Raw genomic sequence first — 17,576 nt, 5'->3', positions numbered from 1 at the left:
CGTGCGGTCGGCGGGTGGTTCACACGCGCGGCGGCCTGGCCTCGTACGGCGTCGACAGGACGACCGTCGTCCGGGTCGACACGCCGGCCAGGGACCGCAGTCTGGCCAGCAGTTCCTCCAGTTCGTGCGGTGTGCCCACGCGCACCTTGAGGATGTAGTTCTCGTCGCCCGCGACGCTGTGGCAGGCCTCGATCTCCGGGACCCCGGCGAGCCGTTCGGCGATGTCGTCGGGGGCGCTGGGGTCGAACGGTTTCACCGAGATGAAGGCGGTGAGGGGCAGCCCGACGGCCTCGGGGTCGACGACCGCGGCGTAGCCGCGGATGACGCCCCGCTGTTCCAGGCGGCGCACCCGCTGGTGCACGGCCGACGTGGACAGGCCCGTGGCCTTGCCCAGGTCTGTGTAGCTCATCCGCCCGTCCTTGACGAGCAGCTGCACGATCTGACGGTCCAGCTCCTCCATGGCGCAAGAACCTACAGTGCGCGTGATCTCACGGGATACCGGAGCGCACAGGTCATAGCCGGTTCGTGATGTGACGGGCGGGCCTGCCGGGGCGTCGGGCGTGCCGCCTGCTGAGGGCCGGAATCGCGCCGCGACGGGCATCCGCGAGTGGCATGTGACGAACACCACAGGCTTGGAACCGTGTCCGTGATGTTCTCGTGATTACCCGCGAGAGCGGACGGGAAGTGCTTGCTGTGGTCGAGGCCGCAGTGCCTTCACGGCCCAGCCCGAGGGGGAGAATCCCATGCAGAGTCTCAAGCGCCCTGGACGTCTCGCGTCCAAGCGTCCGCAGCCCGTCGTCGAACCAGAGCCGGAGGGCGTCGAACCCGACGCCTTCGACGACGAGGAACTCGACACGTACGACACGTTCGAGATGTACCGGGTGATCTGCCCGGACTGCGCGCAGCCCATCGCCCTGCTGGCGGACGAGGAGGTCCTGCCGGAGCACGCGCTGTGCGCCTCGCCGTGGAACCCGTTCGGCCTCACGGTCTGCGCCGGTACGGGCCGCAGGGCCACCGAGGCCCGCGCCGCCGACGAGTCCGTGGAGCCCCAGGAGCAGGACACCGCCCTGCTGTTGACGCTCCCTCAGGGGCTCGACTGGCGCAAGCAGCCCTTCTCGCACGTCGGCGGCCCGGGCTCGCGCCCGATGCGCGTGCCGACGATGCGCCGGCACGCCGCCTGAGCGACGGCCGAAGCCGCCGGGCCGACGAGGAATTGACGGCGCGTCAACGCGCGACCGACGCGTCGTCTCCGCACCCCGGTCGGTGGTGAACTCACACTCGATTCCGCCGGCCGGTGACCTGCCCGCCGGGGCGCGCGTTGGCCGGGTATGACCCACACGCATTCGGCAGCCGGGCGTCCGCGCCGCGTGTTCGTCCCGCCGCCCTCGGGATCGGTGCCGCTCGGTCTTCCGCGGCTTCCGGACCCACCGATCTACCGCGACCTCATGCGCGCCTGGGCCGACCGCGGCCGGACCCTGCCGGGGCACCACGACCCGGAGTGGGTGCGGCTCGCGGCGCCCCTGCGCGGCCTCGGTCAGTTCAACGGGTCTCGGGACCCACGAGGTGACGGGCGATGACCATCCGCTGGATCTGGTTGGTGCCCTCCACGATCTGCAGCACCTTGGCCTCGCGCATGTAGCGCTCGGCCGGGAAGTCGGCGGTGTAGCCGTAGCCGCCGAGGATCTGCACGGCATCGGTGGTGACCTGCATGGCCGTGTCCGTGCAGTGCAGTTTGGCCATGGCCGCCTGCTTCGAGAAGGGCAGGCCGGCGTCGCGCAGCCGCGCCGCCGCCAGGTACAGCGCGCGGCCCGCCTCGATGCGGGTCGCCATGTCGGCGAGCATGAAGCGCAGGCCCTGGAAGTCGGCGATGGGCCGGTTGAACTGGCGGCGCTGGGTGGCGTACGCGACGGCCTCGTCCAGGGCCGCCTGGGCGACACCGATCGCGCAGGCGGCGATGCCGAGCCGTCCGGAGTCCAGCGCCGACAGGGCGATCGCGAAGCCCTGGCCCTCCTCGCCGAGGCGCCGGTCGTCGGCGACGCGTACGCCGTCGAAGTGCACCTGGGCGGTGGGCGAGCCCTTCATGCCCATCTTCTTCTCGGGCGCGGCGGCGCTCAGACCCTCCGCGTCGCCCGGCACGAGGAACGCCGTGATGCCGCGGTGGCCGTCCTCGCCGGTGCGGGCCATGACGGTGTAGAAGTCGGCGATGCCGCCGTGCGTGATCCAGGCCTTGGTGCCCGTGATGACCCACTCGTCGCCGTCCCGGACGGCCTTGGTGCGCAGGGACGCCGCGTCCGAGCCCGAGGACGGCTCGGAGAGGCAGTAGGCGCCGAGCAGGCCGCCGCCGAGCATCGCGGGCAGGTGCTCGACCTGCTGCTCCTTGGTGCCGTAGGCGGCGAGGCCGTAGGAGGCGAGGGTGTGGACGCTGGCGCCGAGGCCGACCGTGAGGCGGGCGGCGGCGAGTTCCTCGAGGACCTGGAGGTAGACCTCGTACGGCTGGTCGCCGCCGCCGTACTCGGAGTCGTAGGGCAGGCCGAGCAGGCCGGACTCGGAGAGCAGGGTGAAGACCTCGCGCGGGAAGCGGCCCGCGTCCTCCTCCTCGGCGGCCTTCGGCGCGATCTCGCGCTGGGCGATGTCGCGGACCAGCGAGATCAGGTCCCGGGCCTCGTCCGTGGGCAGTTGCCGGTCCACCGGCTGCGGGGCGCGGTCGGGCATGGCGACGCTCTCCTCCCTGTGGGGCACATCGACGGACGCGCCCTCGGTGTGGCCGCTCCGCCAGGTCGATCCGATGCTCGGCCGAGGTCCCGCCTCCGGGTCTCGGAAGCGGCTGACCAGCGGCTGTGCGCTGTGAGTATGCCCGATCACGGACTGCCAGTCACCAGTTAACGACCGCTTACTTCAAAGATATCGCCAACCTCACTCCGCGGCCATCGCCCGGGCGCGCCGGAGGCGTCGTCCCGCGGCAACCGGACGAACTTGGTCCGCACCATTGACGGGACTGGTCTAGTCCTCCTACGGTTTCGCTGCGAATCGATTCAACGCGTCCATGTCAATCGGCGCGTGTTCCCCTCTCCCCCACGAGGTGACACCCGATGCACCGTTCCCCCCACCCCCGTCCGCGCTTCCGGGGCCTCCTGGCGGCCGCCAGTTGCGTGGCACTCGGCGCCGGGCTCCTGGCCGGCGCGGGCTCCGCGACCGCCACCCCCACGACCGAGAGGTCCGAGGCCGCCGCCGGCTCCAAGGTCGTCGGCTACTTCACGGAATGGGGCACCTACGACCGCAAGTACTACGTCAAGAACATCGAGACGTCGGGCTCGGCGGACAGGCTCACGCACATCAACTACTCCTTCGGCAACGTCACCGGCGGCAAGTGCGCGATGGGCGACGCCTACGCGGCGACCGACCGGACGTACACCGCGGCCGAGTCCGTGGACGGCGTGGCCGACACCTGGGACCAGCCCCTGCGCGGCACCTTCAACCAGCTCCTCGAACTGAAGAAGCGGCACCCCGACCTCAAGGTCCTGTGGTCGTTCGGCGGCTGGACCTGGTCGGCCGGCTTCGCCGAGGCCGCCAAGGATCCGGCCGCGTTCGCGCAGTCCTGCTACGACCTCGTCGAGAACTCCAAGTGGGCCGACGTCTTCGACGGCATCGACATCGACTGGGAGTACCCGAACGCCTGCGGCGCGACCTGCGACACCAGCGGCCGCGAGGCCTTCCCGAAGCTGATGTCGGCGCTGCGCGCCAAGTTCGGCCCCGACTACCTCGTCACCGCGGCGATCACCGCCGACGCCACCGACGGCGGCAAGATCGACGCGGCGGACTACGCGGGCGCCGCGCAGTACGTCGACTGGTACAACCCGATGACGTACGACTACTTCGGCGCCTGGGACGCGGCCGGGCCGACCGCCCCGCACTCGCCGCTGACCTCGTACGACGGCATCCCGAAGCAGAAGTACGACACCTCGGCGACGATCGCCAAGCTCAAGGGCCTCGGCGTCCCGGCCGAGAAGCTGCTGCTCGGCATCGGGTTCTACGGGCGCGGCTGGACCGGCGTCACGCAGGACGCGCCCGGCGGCACCGCGACCGGCCCGGCGGCGGGCACGTACGAGCAGGGCATCGAGGACTACAAGGTGCTCAAGGACAAGTGCCCGGCGACCGGCACGGTGGGCGGCACCGCCTACGCCAAGTGCGGGAACGACTGGTGGAGTTACGACACCCCCGCGACGATCGCCGAGAAGATGACGTACAAGAACGAGCAGGGGCTCGGCGGCACGTTCTTCTGGGAGCTGAGCGGCGACACCGCGGACGGTGAGCTGATCAAGGCCATCGACTAGGGGCCCAGGCAGGACAGTTGAGGGGCGGGAGTCGATGACTCCCGCCCCTTCTCAGGTGGCCCTGCGGGTGAGGTCCGGGGCCGGGTGGGCGGGGTCGAGTTCCTCTATCGCGCGCAGGACGCCGCCGAGCACCTTCACCAGCAGGTCGCTCATCGTCTCGCGGGGCAGCCCGGGGCGGCCGATCCAGTCGAGGGTGGCGCCCTCGACGGCGCAGACCCAGCCGAGCAGGCCCATGCGCGCGAGCGGCGCGACGTCGCGGCGGCCGTACGCCCCTTCGGCGATGGTGGCGACGATCGCCTCCCGCACCCCGTCCCGGATGGACTGCACCTCGGTGTCGAAGCCGACGCCGCCGCTGACGATGGCGCGGTACGCGGCCTGGTTGTGCTCGGCGTAGCGCAGGTAGCTGTCGATCGTGCGGTACACCCGCTCGGCCGGGGGCAGTTCGACGCCGCTCGCCGCGAGGGTGACCAGACCGGCCACCGCGTCCTGGATGATCGCCAGGTAGTAGCCGCGCTTGGACTCGAAGTAGTAGTAGATCAGCCCCTTGGCGACATGCGCCTGGCGGGCGATGTCGTCCATGGAGAGCGCGTCGTAGGACGTGTCGGCGAACAACTTCCGCCCGATGGCGATGAGTTCGGCACGGCGCGCCACGGAACGCTCGGTGCCGCGTGCCCGGTGGGGACGCGCGGCGCCTTGTTGACTGATATTCAATTTCGACCCTGGTCTCAACGGGCGGTGGGACACCCGCAGTATGGCAGACCCGCGTCACCTGCTTGTTCGACGCGTATTCGACGAAATCCGCCGAAGCGCCCGGGAACCGTCAGAGCAGGCCGAGCTGGGTGACGAGCATCGCGACGACCACCACGAGGACCCACCCCATGGCGTGCTCGAGGATCTCGGGGCCGTCGTCCTTGGGGCCGCCGGTACGGACACGGACGGCTGCGGCTGAGTTCGCGGTCATGGCCTCTCGCTGGTGTTCGGCGTGCAGTGGACTCCCCCCACGGACTGTCCACCTTGCCACTCGTGGCGGCTTTTGCGGCGGAGACGTTGGTCACACGCCGAAGGGCCCCGGCGGAACCGGGGCCCTTCGGTCGCGGAGCGGGTTCAGCGCACGCCCACCGCGGCGAGCGCCTCGCGCTGGCGCGCGCTCGGGCGGGCCGGGAAGTACAGGTAGCAGACGCCGCCGGTGCCGGAGACGACCTTGCCGGTGGCGTTGTACCGCTTGGTCCTGAGCCAGATGTTCTCGAACTCGCGCCGCTTGTAGACGCGCCGCACCGCCTCGTTGCTGGGCGAGGCCGGGTCGTTGGCGATCACGTCGCCCTCGGGCGTGAATCCGATCACGGTCATCAGGTGCCCGGCGGTCCCGTAGCCGGCCCCGGTCAGCTCCTCCGCGCGGAAGGACTGCGACGTTATGGCCGGGATGCCCGCCGCGATCAGGGTCTCCAGGTCGGTGAGCGAGCCGAGCCGGGTGACGACGCCCTGGATGCCGTCGAAGGTGGCCGCATAGGCGGCGTTGAACGGCCAGTTCCCGCAGCCGGCGTACTGGTAGTCGTAGGTGTACCGGGCCGCGTGGCACACCTGCGGGTCGGCGAAGGCCGGGTCGACCCAGGAGAGCTGCTCGGGCGTGAGCCGGCCGCCCCAGTACTCGATGATCATCTGGGAGGACGTGGGGCTGCACCAGGCCTCGCCGCCGTTGTCGTACTCCGGGTACTGGCCCTTGTGGATCTCCTGCGAGTAGCGCGGCACGGCCAGCTCCCGGGCGACGCCGGGAGTGGTGGCCGGCACGGTGAAGCGGTCCGGGATGTCGGAGCCCATCGCGCCGAGCCGCCACACGGTGGGCGTGAGCGTCGTGCCGGGCCTGCGGTAGAGGGTGAGCCGCAGCCGGTAGGAGACCAGGCGGAGCCCGGAGGCCGCGTCGTCCACGGCGAAGGTGTCGGTCCACACGCTGCTCTTGCCGTCGCCCTGGTCGTCGACCGAGGTGCGCCGGATGTCCTTGTCGCCGGCGGCCCAGCGGCCCATGACGTACCAGGGCGTGTCCGTGCCGTCGGAGTAGGTGCCCTTCAACTCGACCTGGAGCCAGGTCCCTTCGGGCGTGTCGGCGTTCCAGGAGGCGATGGCCTCGGTGGCGGGGACTGTGAGCCGGTGGACGGGCGAGGTCCAGGTGGCGTAGTCCCACGCGGCGGTGGTGCCGGTGTGCGGATCGGTGTGGTCGACGGTGCCGAGGGGGCGGGCGATGGCGACGCCGGGCCGGGCACCGGCGACGACGCGCGTGCCCCTGGCGGTGCCGCCGCGCCAGTCGAGGTACGAGGTCCAGGCCCGGTTGTCGATGGGGTGGGCGGGTGTCCCGGCGGGGTCGGCGGCGTCGGCGCGCGGGGCGGCGACCGCGGTGCCCGCACCGCCGACGGCGACCGCCGCGACGAGGGCGGCGGTCAACACGCTTCTGCGGGACGGCTGTTCGGCTCTGCTCATGGGCGGGAGACCCCCTGGTGTCGGAGTCGGGCAGGTCCGGTTGCACGGCTGTGCGCCAACTATGGACGCCCGTCAGGGGGTCCGGCCAGCACTTCGGCCCATGCCACGCCGAGCAATATTGGCCTCGACCAGTGGCATGACCTGGCCCTCGGCACCCGGGAGGCCGTGCGGCGCATCCGCCGCGGCAGTGCAGCCCGCCGCTACAGTGCCGGGTGCCCGACTACAGTGCTGGGCGCCCCGACTCCCACGCCGGGTGCCCTGACTCCAGTGCTGGGCGCCCCGACCGCACCCCGCCCCAGGAACCCGCCATTCACGCTCTCGCCTCCCGGATCCGCCGCCTCCCGCCCTCCTGCGGGCCGGTCCGCCTGATCGGCGTCGACGGGCACGCCGGGTCCGGGAAGTCCACGTTCGCCGGGCAGTTGGCCGCGGCACTGGGCGACGTCCCGGTGCTGCGCCTCGACGACATCGCCAGCCACGACGAGCTGTTCGACTGGACGGGGCGACTGCGGGAACAGGTGATCGATCCGTTCGCACGCGGCGAGAGCGCGCGCTACGCCCCGTACGACTGGCGGGCCCGCCGCTTCGGCCCGCCCCGCGTGCTGCCGCCGGCGCCGGTGGTCCTCGTCGAGGGCGTCGGCGCGGGCCGCCGCGCGCTGCGCCCGTACCTGGCGCTGCTGCTGTGGATGGAGGTGCCGCGCGAGGAGGCGTGGCGCCGGGGCAGGGAGCGGGACGGCGAGGAGCAGCGGGAGTTCTGGGCCGGGTGGGTCGAGGCGGAGCGCCGGCACTTCGCGGCGGACCCCTCCAGGCCCTTCGCCGACGTTCTGGTGCGACAGCGACAGCGGGGATATGAGGTGCTTCCGGGCCCCTTGAGGACACCTGCCGCCGACCACCTCTTCACGCACGGTGACGACTCGAACCCGATGTGGTGAAAGTGTGAAAGCCCCGGTCGGGGGAACTTCTCCGAGTGCCTCAACTCGGCTTGACCGACGGGCCGTACAGGACTTACGTTCTGAATGTGCGGTCCTTCAACGACCGCCGACAGACGCGAAGCCCCCGGTTGTTCCCCCGTGATCGGGGGCTTCGTTCTGTCCTTTTCACCTTCCCGAAGCCCTTTCCGGACGCCGGGCGACCCGAATCGCTCACCCTCGGTCACCGTCCGGCGTGCGCCCCATGTGCTCCCACCTCGCCGAACGGCCTGTGCGGCACCCTTCGGCAGGGCGTGGCCCCGCGGGTACGATGCCCTCGGTGCGATCTACCGGACGGCTGCTCGCGCACCGGCAACTCCGTTCCGCAGCACAGTGGTTCGACCAAAGGCGGCCCTCGGGCGACGGCTCGGCGGCATACCGACGGGGGCACGGTTCGTGGGGGACGTGATGGACTTCGGCACCCGGGGCCCCGAGGGCCCGGCCGACCTCGCCTGGCTGAGAGGCATGGACGCCTACACCATGGGCGCGTATCCGCAGGCCGAGGAGGAGTTCCGGACGGCGGTGCGACTGGACCCGGCGATGGCGGACGGCTGGCTCGGGCTGCACGCGCTGCGCGTCGACACCACGACCGCGCTGCTGCGGATGCACCGGCACCGGGACCGCTTCGGGGAGCAGCGCGCCCGCCACCGCCGTTCCCTCAACTCCTGGTACTGGCTGGGCTGGTGGGTGCAGCCCGTGCTGGAGAGCCCGCGGGACCTGCTGCTGGCGCACGCCTCGCACTGGCTGGACGGACGGCACGTACCGGAGCTGGACCGGGCCCTCGCGGGCCTGCCGCCCGTCGACACCGACTCCCAGGTCCGCTTCCTGCACGCCTGCCGGGCCTACCTCGTCAAGGACTGGGAGCAGCTCGTCCGGCACACCGACCCGCTGCTCGACGACCCGATGCTCGGCATCGAGGCGGGCCTGTTCGGCGGCATGGCCCGGGTACGCCTGGAGATGTACGGCCAGGCCGAGCCGCTGCTGGCGGCGGCCCTGATGCGCTGCCGCAGCGAGCAGCCGCAGCGCAAGGAGCTGCGCTACTGGCTGGCCCGCGCCCACGAGGGCACCGGCCGGTCGGCGGCGGCGCTCCCGCTGTACCGCGCGGTGCACCGGGTCGACCCGGCGTTCATGGACACCTCGGCGCGGCTCGCGGCGATCTCCGAGGGCGACGGGTACGACGACTCCGCCGACCTCGCGGCGATCACCCTGACCGGCGCCGGGCAGGACATGGTGGACGGCCCCGACGTCCTCGACCCGCTGTACGGCACCGAGGGCCGCGACCTCAAGCTCGGCCCCGAGCCGCCGTCGTCCGCTCCCCCGCCGACGGCGGCGGACCGGACGGCGCGCGAGAAGACCGGCCCGCCCCCGCAGTCGCTGCCCTCCGGCCCCACCGACCCGGGCCTGCTGGAGGAGGCGCTCGCCGAACTGGAGCGCATGGTGGGTCTGGAACCCGTCAAGCGCCAGGTCAAGGCGCTGTCGGCGCAGTTGAACATGGCCAGGCTGCGGGCCGGGCAGGGCCTGCCGGTGCAGCCGCCCAAGAGGCACTTCGTCTTCTCCGGCCCGTCCGGCACCGGCAAGACCACGGTGGCCCGCATCCTGGGCCGGGTGTTCTACGCCCTCGGCCTGCTCGGCGGCGACCACCTCGTGGAGGCGCAGCGGGCCGATCTCGTCGGCGAGTACCTCGGTCAGACGGCCGTGAAGGCCAACGAGCTGATCGACTCCGCGCTCGGCGGCGTCCTCTTCGTCGACGAGGCGTACTCGCTGTCCAACTCCGGGTACGGCAAGGGCGACGCGTACGGCGACGAGGCGCTTCAGGTGCTGCTGAAGCGGGCCGAGGACAACCGCGACCACCTCGTGGTGATCCTCGCCGGGTACCCGGAGGGCATGGACCGGCTGCTGGCGGCCAACCCGGGGCTGTCGTCCCGTTTCACGACGCGCGTCGACTTCCCCTCGTACCGGCCGCCGGAGCTCACGGAGATCGGCAAGGTCCTCGCCGCGGAGAACGGCGACCAGTGGGACGAGGAGGCGCTGGACGAACTGCGGGCGCTGGCCGGGCACGTGGTGGACCAGGGCTGGATCGACGAGCTCGGCAACGGGCGGTTCCTGCGGACCCTGTACGAGAAGAGCTGCGCCTACCGGGACCTGCGGCTGTCCGCGTATCCGGGGGTGCTCACCCGGGAGGACCTGGCCACCCTGCGGCTGCCGGACCTGATGCAGGCGTACGGGGAAGTGCTGTCGGGGCGGGGGCCGCAGGATCCGTCGGCCCTGTGAACTGCCGCGGGACCCGTCGGCTCACCGAGCCGGCCGCCCGCCCCGAGCGGCGTCACGTCGTCGTCAGGGCCTCCCTGTGGGCCGGGTCGCGGACCTCTCCCACCAGCAGTTCCAGGACGTCCTCCAGGGCGACGAGGCCCAGGACCTTCCCTGAGGCGTCCGTCACCTGCGCCAGGTGGGTGGCGGCCCTGCGCATCACCGTCAGCGCGTCGTCCAGCGGGAGTTCGGGCCTGAGCGTCGTCATGCGCCGCCAGATGTGCTGGGGCACCGCCCGGTCGGAGTCCTCCAGGTCGAGGACGTCCTTGACGTGCAGGTAGCCCATGAAGGCGCCGCCCTCCGCGGCGATCGGGAAGCGGGAGTACCCGGTGCGGGCGGTGAGTTCCACGATCCGGCCCGGAGTGACCGACGGGCTGACCGTGACCAGCGACTCGCGCTTCAGCAGGACGTCCGTGACCGGGCGGGAGCCCAGTTCCAGGGCGTCCTCCAGGCGTTCCTGCTCCTCCGGGTCGAGGAGGCCGGCCTGACGGGAGTCCTCCACGAGCCGGTTGAGCTGCTCGCTGGTGAAGACCGCCTCGACCTCGTCCTTCGGCTCGACCCGGAACAGCCGCAGAACGCCCTGGGCGCAGGTGCCGAGGGCCGCCGTGACCGGCCCGCACAGCCGGGCGAAGCCGACCAGGCCGGGGCCGAGCCACAGCGCGGCCGTCTCCGGCGCCGCCATCGCCAGGTTCTTCGGGACCATCTCGCCGACGACGAGGTGGAAGAAGACGACGACGGCGAGGGCGATGACGTAGCCCAGCGGGTGGATCATCGCGTGCGGCAGGTGGATCCACTCGAAGAGCGGCTCCAGCAGGTGCGCCACCGTGGGTTCGGCGACCGCGCCGAGGGTCAGCGAGCAGACGGTGATGCCGAACTGCGCGGCGGCCATCATCTGCGGCAGGTTTTCCAGACCGTGGAGGACTCGGCGGGCACGTGCCGTGCCGAGCGGTTCGATCTGGCTGCGGCGCACGGAGACGAGCGCGAACTCGGCTCCCACGAAGAAGCCGTTGGCGAGCACGAGCAGCGCGGCGAAGAACAGTTGCAGGACACTGCTCATCGGGCGGCCTCCACGGCCGGGGCGGTCGACTCCACGACGGGTGCCGTCCGCACGATGCGCACGCGCTCGGCGCGGTAGTGGCCGACCTGGCGCACCGACAGCCGCCAGCCGGGCAGTTCGGCCCGGTCGCCGACGGCCGGGATCCGGCCGAGCAGGTCGGCGACCAGGCCGGCGACCGTCTCGTAGGGCCCGTCGGGGGCGGTGAGTCCGATGCGCCGGAGCACGTCGACGCGGCAGCCGCCGTCGGCGTCCCAGGCGGGCCTGCCCTCCTCCGGCGGTACGGCGGCGAGCTCGGGCAGGTCGTGGCCGTCGTGCTCGTCGCGGACCTCGCCGACGATCTCCTCGACGATGTCCTCCAGCGTGACGACGCCGGCCGTGCCGCCGTACTCGTCCACGACGACCGCGATGGGCTGTTCGCTGCGCAGCCGGGTGAGCAGGGGCCGCACGGGCAGCGTCTCGGGGACGAGGAGCGCCGGGCGGGCGATGCCGTCCACGGGGGTGCGCAGTCGCTCGCGCGCCGGGACGGCCAGGGCGTCCTTGAGGTGCGCCATGCCGACGATCTCGTCGATCTTCTCCCGGTAGACGGGGAAGCGCGACAGACCGGTGGCCCGGGTGAGGTTGACGACGTCCTCGGCGGTGGCCGACGACTGCAGGGCGCTGACCTTCACGCGCGGCGTCATCACGTGCTGCGCGGTCAGCTCCCCGAGGGACAGGGTGCGGACGAACAGGTCGGCCGTGTCCTGTTCCAGGGCGCCTGCCCGGGCGGAGTGCCGGGCCAGGGAGACCAGTTCGCCCGGGGTGCGGGCGGAGGCCAGTTCCTCGGCCGGCTCGAAGCCGAGGGCGCGGACGAGCCGGTTGGCGACCGCGTTGAGCCCGGCGATCACCGGGCGGAACAGGCGCGCGAAGGCGTGCTGCGGGCCGGCGACGAAGCGCGCGACCTGCATCGGCCGGGACACCGCCCAGTTCTTGGGCACGAGTTCGCCGATCACCATCTGCACGGCCGAGGCCAGCAGCATGCCGACGACCACGGCGACGCCGGCAACCGCGCCGTCGGGCACGCCGACGGCGGTGACGGGGCCGCTGAGCACGGCGGCGAGCGCCGGTTGGGCGAGCATGCCGACGACGAGGGAGGTGATGGTGATGCCGAGCTGGGTGCCGGAGAGCTGGAAGGACAGCTCCTTCAGCGACTCCACGACCCGGCGGGCCCGGCGGTCGCCGTCGGCCGCGGCCTGTTCGGCGTCGGGGCGTTCGACGGTCACCAGGCCGAACTCGGCCGCGACGAAGAAGCCGTTGGCGAGAATCAGGAGGAACGCGGCTGCCAGGAGCAGCAGGGGGATGGTCATGATGCCGCCGCCTCGGCGTGGGCGCGGAGGGAATCCGCGTCATGTCGGCAGGGGGCGGCGCAGGTACTGCAGGACGATCCGTCCATCGCCGGAGAGGGTCACTCCTCGGATAGCTGGGAGCCCCTGGGCACCGGGCGGGGCGACAGGGGCGGCGGCGCGACGACACGCCTGCCGCCCACAGAATATTCAAGACACGGGGCGACGCGGCAGAGTGCCGGGCCGCCCGGTTCGGGTCAGTCCCGCCCGGCCTCGGGACCGGCGACGGACCGGGCCTCGACGAGCGCCCTGAGGGCGCGCGCGTCGGCGATGGCGCGCTGCCGGGCGATGCCGGGCTGGATGCCGAGCGCGGGCAGGCTGGTGCCGTCGCTGAGGTTGAGGAACACCCACGGGTCGCCGGGCCGGAGGTTCACCGACACGATCTCCGCCCATGCCAGGCGCCGCTTGAGGGTGAGGTTGACGACGGTGACGCCGGACTCGTCGGCGACGACCCTGGGCCGGGCCAGCATGAGCATCGCACCGGCGAGCAGGGCCGCCGTCAGGACGAAGCTGGCGCGCTCCCCCGGTCCGAGCGGCTTCAGCAGCAGGCCGACGGCCGTGACGACCACGAAGATCGCGACGGCCGCGGTGAGCATGATGGCCCGCGTCCGGGCCGGGCGGAAGGTGACGGGCAGGTCGGGCAGATCGGACATGGCGGTGACCCTCAGAGCCGGCAGGCGTGGATGGCCGTCGTGAGAATGGCGCGGGCGCCGATCTCGTAGAGGTCGTCCATGATCCGCTGCGCCTCCTTGGAGGGGACCATCGCGCGGACGGCGACCCAGCCCTCGTTGTGCAGCGGGGACACGGTCGGCGACTCCAGGCCGGGGGTCAGGGCGACGGCCTTCTCCAGCTGCTCGACCCGGCAGTCGTAGTCCATCATCACGTACGTCCTGGCCACGAGGACGCCCTGGAGGCGGCGCAGGAACTGCTGCACCTTGGGCTCCTCGCCGTTCTCGCCGGTGCGGCGGACGACGACGGCCTCGGACTTCATGATCGGCTCGCCGATGACCTCGAGGCCCGCGTTGCGCAGCGAGGTGCCGGTCTCCACGACGTCGGCGATGACCTCGGCGACGCCCAGCTCGATCGCGGTCTCCACGGCGCCGTCGAGGTGGACGACGGAGGCGTCGATGCCGTTGTCGGCGAGGTGCTTGGCGACGATGCCCTCGTAGGAGGTGGCGACCGTCATGCCGTTGAGGTCCTTGACGCCGGTGGCGGTGCCGGGCTTGGTGGCGTAGCGGAACGTGGAGCGGGCGAAGCCGAGCGGGAGGATCTCCTCGGCCTCGGCGCCGGAGTCGATCAGCAGGTCGCGGCCGGTGATGCCGATGTCGAGCCTGCCGGAGGAGACGTAGATCGCGATGTCGCGGGGGCGGAGGTAGAAGAACTCGACCTCGTTCTCCGGGTCGACGATGCGCAGTTCCTTGGACTCGCGGCGCTGCTGGTAGCCGGCCTCATGCAGCATCTCCCCCGCAGGTCCGGACAGGGAACCCTTGTTGGGGATGGCGATGCGCAGCATGAGGTCGGCTTCCTTCGCGTGGTGTGGGCGGGAACGGGTGCGGCTCAGAGGTGGGCGTAGACGTCGTCGAGGGAAATGCCGCGGGCGACCATCATCACCTGGACGTGGTACAGCAGCTGCGAGATCTCCTCGGCGGCCGCTTCCTTGCCCTCGTACTCGGCGGCCATCCAGACCTCGGCGGCCTCTTCGACGACCTTCTTGCCGATGGCGTGTACGCCCTTGTCCACCAGTTCCGCGGTGCGGGAGGTGGCGGGATCGCCGTGGGCGGCCTTGTGCTGGAGCTCGGTGAAGAGCTCCTCGAACGTCTTCTTGGACATGGTGGGCCTAAGCCTACGCGCTCGCGGGGGTGTCTCAGCGCCAGGGTTCGGATACTGAACGCAGCGTGGCAGCGGTCGCCACGGCGGCCGTCACCGCCTCGTGTCCCTTGTCCTCGTTCGAGCCGGGCAGACCGGCGCGGTCCAGGGCCTGCTCCTCGGTGTCGCAGGTCAGCACGCCGAAGCCGACGGGGACGCCGGTCTCGATCGAGACCTGCATGAGGCCCTGGGTGACGCCCTGGCACACGTAGTCGAAGTGGGGGGTGCCGCCGCGGATGACGACGCCGAGGGCGACGATCGCGTCGTAGCCGCGGCCGGCGAGGACCTTGGCGACGACGGGAAGCTCGAAGCTGCCCGGGACGCGCAGCAGCGTCGGCTCGTCGATGCCGAGCTCGCGCAGGGCGCGCAGCGCGCCGTCCACCAGGCCGTCCATCACCTTGTCGTGCCACTGTGCCGCGATGACGGCGACTCTGAAGTCCCCGACGTTCTGTACGGACAGTTCCGGTGCGCCCTTGCCGCTCACGTTCTTCGTCTCCTCGGTGACTGGGGTGTGCCTGGGTGGTGCTGGGGTTGGTGGTGCCCGGGTGGTGTCACTGGTTGCCGCAGGCGGACACGGGGGCCGCCGTGTCCAGCCAGGGCAGGTCGTGGCCCATCCGGTCCCGCTTGGTGCGCAGGTAGCGCAGGTTGTGCTCGCCGGCGCTCACCGGCATCGCCTCGCGTCCGGTGACCTTGAGGCCGTGCCGGACGAGCGCGTCGGTCTTGTCGGGGTTGTTGGTCATCAGGCGGACGCTCGTGACCGCGAGGTCCTTCAGGATCTGGGCGCCCGCCGCGTAGTCCCGGGCGTCGGCGGGCAGGCCGAGTTCCAGGTTGGCGTCGAGGGTGTCCCGGCCGCGCTCCTGGAGTTCGTAGGCGCGCAGCTTGGACATCAGGCCGATGCCGCGGCCCTCGTGGCCGCGCAGGTAGACGACCACGCCCCGCCCCTCGGACTGGATGCGGGCGAGGGAGGCGTCCAGCTGGGGGCCGCAGTCGCAGCGCTGGGAGCCGAAGACGTCGCCGGTGAGGCACTCGGAGTGGACCCGGACGAGGACGTCCTCGCCGTCGCCGATGTCGCCGTGGACGAGGGCGACGTGCTCGACGCCGTCGACGGTGGAGCGGTAGCCGTACGCCGTGAAGGTGCCGTGCGCGGTGGGCAGGTGGACCTCGGCCTCGCGGCGGACGGTGGGCTCGGAGCTGCGGCGGTAGGCGATCAGGTCCTCGATGGAGATGATCGTCAGGCCGTGCTTGCGGGCGAACGGCACGAGTTCGGGCAGCCGGAGCATGCGGCCGTCCTCGCCGGCGATCTCCACGATCGCGCCGGCGGGGCGCAGTCCGGCGAGCCGGGCGAGGTCGACGGCGGCCTCGGTGTGGCCGTCGCGCACGAGGACGCCGCCGGTGCGGGCGCGCAGCGGGAAGATGTGGCCGGGGCGCACGAGGTCGTCGGCCTCGGCGGTGCCGCTCGCGAGGAGCTGGAGGGTGGTGGCGCGGTCGGCGGCGGAGATGCCGGTGGTGACGCCGTGGGCGCCGGAGGCGTCGACGGAGACCGTGAACGCGGTCTTCATCGACTCGGTGTTGTCGTCGACCATCTGCGGGAGGCGGAGCCGGTCGAGTTCATCGCCCTCCATGGGGGCGCAGATCAGGCCCCGGCACTCGCTCATCATGAACGCGATGATCTCGGGCGTGGCCTTCTCGGCGGCGATGACGAGGTCGCCCTCGTTCTCGCGGTCCTCGTCGTCGACGACCACGACCGGGCGGCCGGCCGCGATGTCGGCGATCGCCCGCTCGACCGGGTCGAGCGTGAGGTCCTCGAAACTGTCGGTGCTGTAGAGGACGGGTGCCGTGGTCATGCGGGCGCTCCTTCCGGGACGGGCCGCGCCGCTTCGCGGGAGCGCAGCCACCAGTCGCGCAGGCCCCACAGGACGAGCGCGCCGTAGATGATGTAGACGAAGCCGGAGAAGGCGAAGCCGTTGGCGAAGTTGAGGGGCACGCCGACGAGGTCGACGAGCAGCCACGCGAACCAGAACTCGACCATGCCGCGCGCCTGCGCGTACATGGCGACGACGGTGCCGACGAAGATGTAGGCGTCCGGCCAGGGGTCCCAGGACAGGGAGGGGTAGGCGGTGAACAGGCCGCCGACGGCGAGGGTGCCGAGGGCGGCGCCGCCGGCCAGCAGGCCGCGCTCGCGCCAGGTGGCGAACCGGACGGCGATGGTGCCGTCCTGGGCCTGCCGCCGGCCGCGGTTCCACTGCCAGAAGCCGTACGACGCGACGACCATGACGACGATCTGCTTGCCGGCGCTGCCGGAGAGGTGGGCGGTGGCGAAGGCCGCGAAGAGGATGAGGCCGGAGACGAACTGGGCCGGCCAGGTCCAGATCGAGCGCCGCCAGCCGAGCGCGAGGGCGATCAGACCGATCACGTTGCCGATCATGTCCGACCACTTGATGTGCTGGTCGAGGACGACGAAGGCCTCGGAGTTGAGCCAGTTCACCGGGCCACCCCCCGGTCGCCGAGGAGCCGCTCGACGTACTTGGCGATGACGTCCACCTCGAGGTTGACCGGGTCGCCGGGCTGCTTGAGCCCGAGCGTGGTCAGGGCGAGGGTGGTGGGGATGAGGCTGACGGTGAAGAAGTCGGGGCCGGCGTCGACGACGGTGAGGCTGATGCCGTCGACGGTGATGGAGCCCTTCTCCACGACGTAGCGGGCGAGGTCGGCGGGCAGGGAGATCCTGACGATCTCCCAGTGCTCGGAGGGCTTGCGCTCCAGGATCTCGCCGGTGCCGTCGACGTGGCCCTGCACGATGTGGCCGCCGAGGCGGGCGCCGACCGCGGTGGGGCGTTCGAGGTTGACCCGGGAGCCGACGGCGAGGGCGCCGAGGCTGGAGCGGTTCAGGGTCTCGGCCATCACGTCGGCGGTGAACTCGTCGCCCTCGTGGTCGACCACGGTGAGGCAGACGCCGTTGACGGCGATGGAGTCGCCGTGTTTCGCGCCGTCGGTGACGACTGGGCCGCGCAGGCGGAAGCGGCAGGCGTCGTCGAGTGTCTCGACGGCGGTGACCTCGCCCAGCTCTTCGACGATTCCGGTGAACACTTCCCGGGTCCTCCTGCCTCTTCGGGCACGGACTCCGGGGCTGTCGATGACGACAGAATCCACGGACGAGAACACCGGGGGCGACGCCGGACGGGGCCCGCCCCTGGGGACGAACCGG

General features: G+C 71.8%; 18 protein-coding genes. 4 read left to right on the top strand and 14 right to left on the bottom strand.

Translation table 11 applies throughout. The features are described 5' to 3' along the window. Positions 1–19: 19 nt before the first annotated feature. Positions 20–460, bottom strand: coding sequence for an Lrp/AsnC family transcriptional regulator (locus ACZ7D7_RS24385; protein WP_470826931.1), 441 nt, complete (start codon positions 458–460; stop codon positions 20–22). 283 nt (positions 461–743) lie between these two features. Between ACZ7D7_RS24385 and ACZ7D7_RS24380 the strand changes: the two genes are divergently transcribed. After that, positions 744–1,181: a hypothetical protein gene (locus tag ACZ7D7_RS24380; RefSeq protein WP_470826930.1), complete on the top strand. Its 438-nt coding sequence runs from the start codon at positions 744–746 to the stop codon at positions 1,179–1,181. 358 nt (positions 1,182–1,539) lie between these two features. Here ACZ7D7_RS24380 and ACZ7D7_RS24375 read toward each other — a convergent pair whose 3' ends face one another. Next, positions 1,540–2,712 carry an acyl-CoA dehydrogenase family protein gene (locus ACZ7D7_RS24375; RefSeq protein WP_470826929.1) on the bottom strand — a complete coding sequence of 391 codons (1,173 nt, stop codon included), beginning with the start codon at positions 2,710–2,712 and terminating at the stop codon, positions 1,540–1,542. 377 nt (positions 2,713–3,089) lie between these two features. Here ACZ7D7_RS24375 and ACZ7D7_RS24370 point away from each other — a divergent pair, with 377 nt between their 5' ends. Then, positions 3,090–4,331, top strand: a complete 1,242-nt coding sequence (locus tag ACZ7D7_RS24370; RefSeq protein WP_470826928.1) for a glycoside hydrolase family 18 protein — start codon at positions 3,090–3,092, stop codon at positions 4,329–4,331. Positions 4,332–4,382: 51 nt separating this feature from the next. Here ACZ7D7_RS24370 and ACZ7D7_RS24365 read toward each other — a convergent pair whose 3' ends face one another. The 3 genes from ACZ7D7_RS24365 to ACZ7D7_RS24355 form a co-directional block, all read right to left on the bottom strand. Next, positions 4,383–5,042 (bottom strand): TetR/AcrR family transcriptional regulator, encoded by a 660-nt coding sequence (locus ACZ7D7_RS24365; RefSeq protein ID WP_470826927.1) that lies wholly within the window; start codon positions 5,040–5,042, stop codon positions 4,383–4,385. Between the two features lie 109 nt (positions 5,043–5,151). Further along, positions 5,152–5,292: an SCO1431 family membrane protein gene (locus tag ACZ7D7_RS24360; RefSeq protein ID WP_470826926.1), complete on the bottom strand. Its 141-nt coding sequence runs from the start codon at positions 5,290–5,292 to the stop codon at positions 5,152–5,154. 143 nt (positions 5,293–5,435) lie between these two features. After that, positions 5,436–6,800: a peptidase C39 family protein gene (locus ACZ7D7_RS24355; RefSeq protein ID WP_470826925.1), complete on the bottom strand. Its 1,365-nt coding sequence runs from the start codon at positions 6,798–6,800 to the stop codon at positions 5,436–5,438. Positions 6,801–7,108: 308 nt separating this feature from the next. Between ACZ7D7_RS24355 and ACZ7D7_RS24350 the strand changes: the two genes are divergently transcribed. Further along, the gene (locus tag ACZ7D7_RS24350; RefSeq protein ID WP_470827005.1) at positions 7,109–7,729 is read left to right on the top strand and encodes a uridine kinase family protein; all 621 of its coding nucleotides are present in this window, start codon (positions 7,109–7,111) and stop codon (positions 7,727–7,729) included. Positions 7,730–8,173: 444 nt separating this feature from the next. Beyond that, positions 8,174–10,036, top strand: coding sequence for an AAA family ATPase (locus ACZ7D7_RS24345; protein WP_470827003.1), 1,863 nt, complete (start codon positions 8,174–8,176; stop codon positions 10,034–10,036). 52 nt (positions 10,037–10,088) lie between these two features. On the opposite strand, the gene ACZ7D7_RS24340 is transcribed toward ACZ7D7_RS24345, so the two are convergent. The 9 genes from ACZ7D7_RS24340 to ACZ7D7_RS24300 form a co-directional block, all read right to left on the bottom strand. Beyond that, positions 10,089–11,129: a hemolysin family protein gene (locus ACZ7D7_RS24340; RefSeq protein ID WP_470826923.1), complete on the bottom strand. Its 1,041-nt coding sequence runs from the start codon at positions 11,127–11,129 to the stop codon at positions 10,089–10,091. Continuing rightward, positions 11,126–12,472, bottom strand: coding sequence for a hemolysin family protein (locus ACZ7D7_RS24335; RefSeq protein ID WP_470826922.1), 1,347 nt, complete (start codon positions 12,470–12,472; stop codon positions 11,126–11,128). Before ACZ7D7_RS24335 ends, ACZ7D7_RS24340 begins: the two co-directional genes overlap by 4 nt. A 233-nt stretch (positions 12,473–12,705) precedes the next feature. Then, positions 12,706–13,161 carry a PH domain-containing protein gene (locus tag ACZ7D7_RS24330; RefSeq protein WP_470826921.1) on the bottom strand — a complete coding sequence of 152 codons (456 nt, stop codon included), beginning with the start codon at positions 13,159–13,161 and terminating at the stop codon, positions 12,706–12,708. A gap of 11 nt (positions 13,162–13,172) precedes the next feature. Continuing rightward, on the bottom strand, positions 13,173–14,021 hold the full coding sequence (gene hisG, locus ACZ7D7_RS24325) for an ATP phosphoribosyltransferase (protein ID WP_470826920.1): 849 nt from the start codon (positions 14,019–14,021) through the stop codon (positions 13,173–13,175). Positions 14,022–14,065: 44 nt separating this feature from the next. Next, positions 14,066–14,338 (bottom strand): phosphoribosyl-ATP diphosphatase, encoded by a 273-nt coding sequence (locus ACZ7D7_RS24320; RefSeq protein ID WP_004990764.1) that lies wholly within the window; start codon positions 14,336–14,338, stop codon positions 14,066–14,068. Between the two features lie 34 nt (positions 14,339–14,372). Then, positions 14,373–14,858 (bottom strand): 6,7-dimethyl-8-ribityllumazine synthase, encoded by a 486-nt coding sequence (gene ribH / locus ACZ7D7_RS24315; RefSeq protein ID WP_470826918.1) that lies wholly within the window; start codon positions 14,856–14,858, stop codon positions 14,373–14,375. A gap of 67 nt (positions 14,859–14,925) precedes the next feature. Further along, positions 14,926–16,218 carry a bifunctional 3,4-dihydroxy-2-butanone-4-phosphate synthase/GTP cyclohydrolase II gene (locus ACZ7D7_RS24310; protein ID WP_470826917.1) on the bottom strand — a complete coding sequence of 431 codons (1,293 nt, stop codon included), beginning with the start codon at positions 16,216–16,218 and terminating at the stop codon, positions 14,926–14,928. Further along, complete coding sequence (locus ACZ7D7_RS24305) at positions 16,215–16,859, bottom strand: nicotinamide mononucleotide transporter family protein (RefSeq protein WP_470826915.1); 645 nt, start codon at positions 16,857–16,859, stop codon at positions 16,215–16,217. The genes ACZ7D7_RS24310 and ACZ7D7_RS24305 overlap by 4 nt, the downstream gene beginning before the upstream one ends. Next, positions 16,856–17,458, bottom strand: coding sequence for a riboflavin synthase (locus tag ACZ7D7_RS24300; RefSeq protein ID WP_470826914.1), 603 nt, complete (start codon positions 17,456–17,458; stop codon positions 16,856–16,858). Before ACZ7D7_RS24300 ends, ACZ7D7_RS24305 begins: the two co-directional genes overlap by 4 nt. Between the last annotated feature and the right edge of the window lie 118 nt (positions 17,459–17,576).

The organism is Streptomyces sp. NPDC037054 (assembly GCF_055606745.1).
Note: the sequence above shows the minus strand (reverse complement) of the source record. Positions and strands in the feature narration are given on the sequence as shown.

Bases quoted from the DNA above. Each gene is read 5' to 3' on its own strand.
- ACZ7D7_RS24385 (WP_470826931.1), bottom strand. From the start codon at position 460: ATGGAGGAGCTGGACCGTCAGATCGTGCAGCTGCTCGTCAAGGACGGG.
- ACZ7D7_RS24380 (WP_470826930.1), top strand. From the start codon at position 744: ATGCAGAGTCTCAAGCGCCCTGGACGTCTCGCGTCCAAGCGTCCGCAG.
- ACZ7D7_RS24375 (WP_470826929.1), bottom strand. From the start codon at position 2,712: ATGCCCGACCGCGCCCCGCAGCCGGTGGACCGGCAACTGCCCACGGAC.
- ACZ7D7_RS24370 (WP_470826928.1), top strand. From the start codon at position 3,090: ATGCACCGTTCCCCCCACCCCCGTCCGCGCTTCCGGGGCCTCCTGGCG.
- ACZ7D7_RS24360 (WP_470826926.1), bottom strand. From the start codon at position 5,292: ATGACCGCGAACTCAGCCGCAGCCGTCCGTGTCCGTACCGGCGGCCCC.
- ACZ7D7_RS24355 (WP_470826925.1), bottom strand. From the start codon at position 6,800: ATGAGCAGAGCCGAACAGCCGTCCCGCAGAAGCGTGTTGACCGCCGCC.
- ACZ7D7_RS24345 (WP_470827003.1), top strand. From the start codon at position 8,174: ATGGACTTCGGCACCCGGGGCCCCGAGGGCCCGGCCGACCTCGCCTGG.
- ACZ7D7_RS24340 (WP_470826923.1), bottom strand. From the start codon at position 11,129: ATGAGCAGTGTCCTGCAACTGTTCTTCGCCGCGCTGCTCGTGCTCGCC.
- ACZ7D7_RS24335 (WP_470826922.1), bottom strand. From the start codon at position 12,472: ATGACCATCCCCCTGCTGCTCCTGGCAGCCGCGTTCCTCCTGATTCTC.
- ACZ7D7_RS24330 (WP_470826921.1), bottom strand. From the start codon at position 13,161: ATGTCCGATCTGCCCGACCTGCCCGTCACCTTCCGCCCGGCCCGGACG.
- hisG (WP_470826920.1), bottom strand. From the start codon at position 14,021: ATGCTGCGCATCGCCATCCCCAACAAGGGTTCCCTGTCCGGACCTGCG.
- ACZ7D7_RS24320 (WP_004990764.1), bottom strand. From the start codon at position 14,338: ATGTCCAAGAAGACGTTCGAGGAGCTCTTCACCGAGCTCCAGCACAAG.
- ACZ7D7_RS24310 (WP_470826917.1), bottom strand. From the start codon at position 16,218: ATGACCACGGCACCCGTCCTCTACAGCACCGACAGTTTCGAGGACCTC.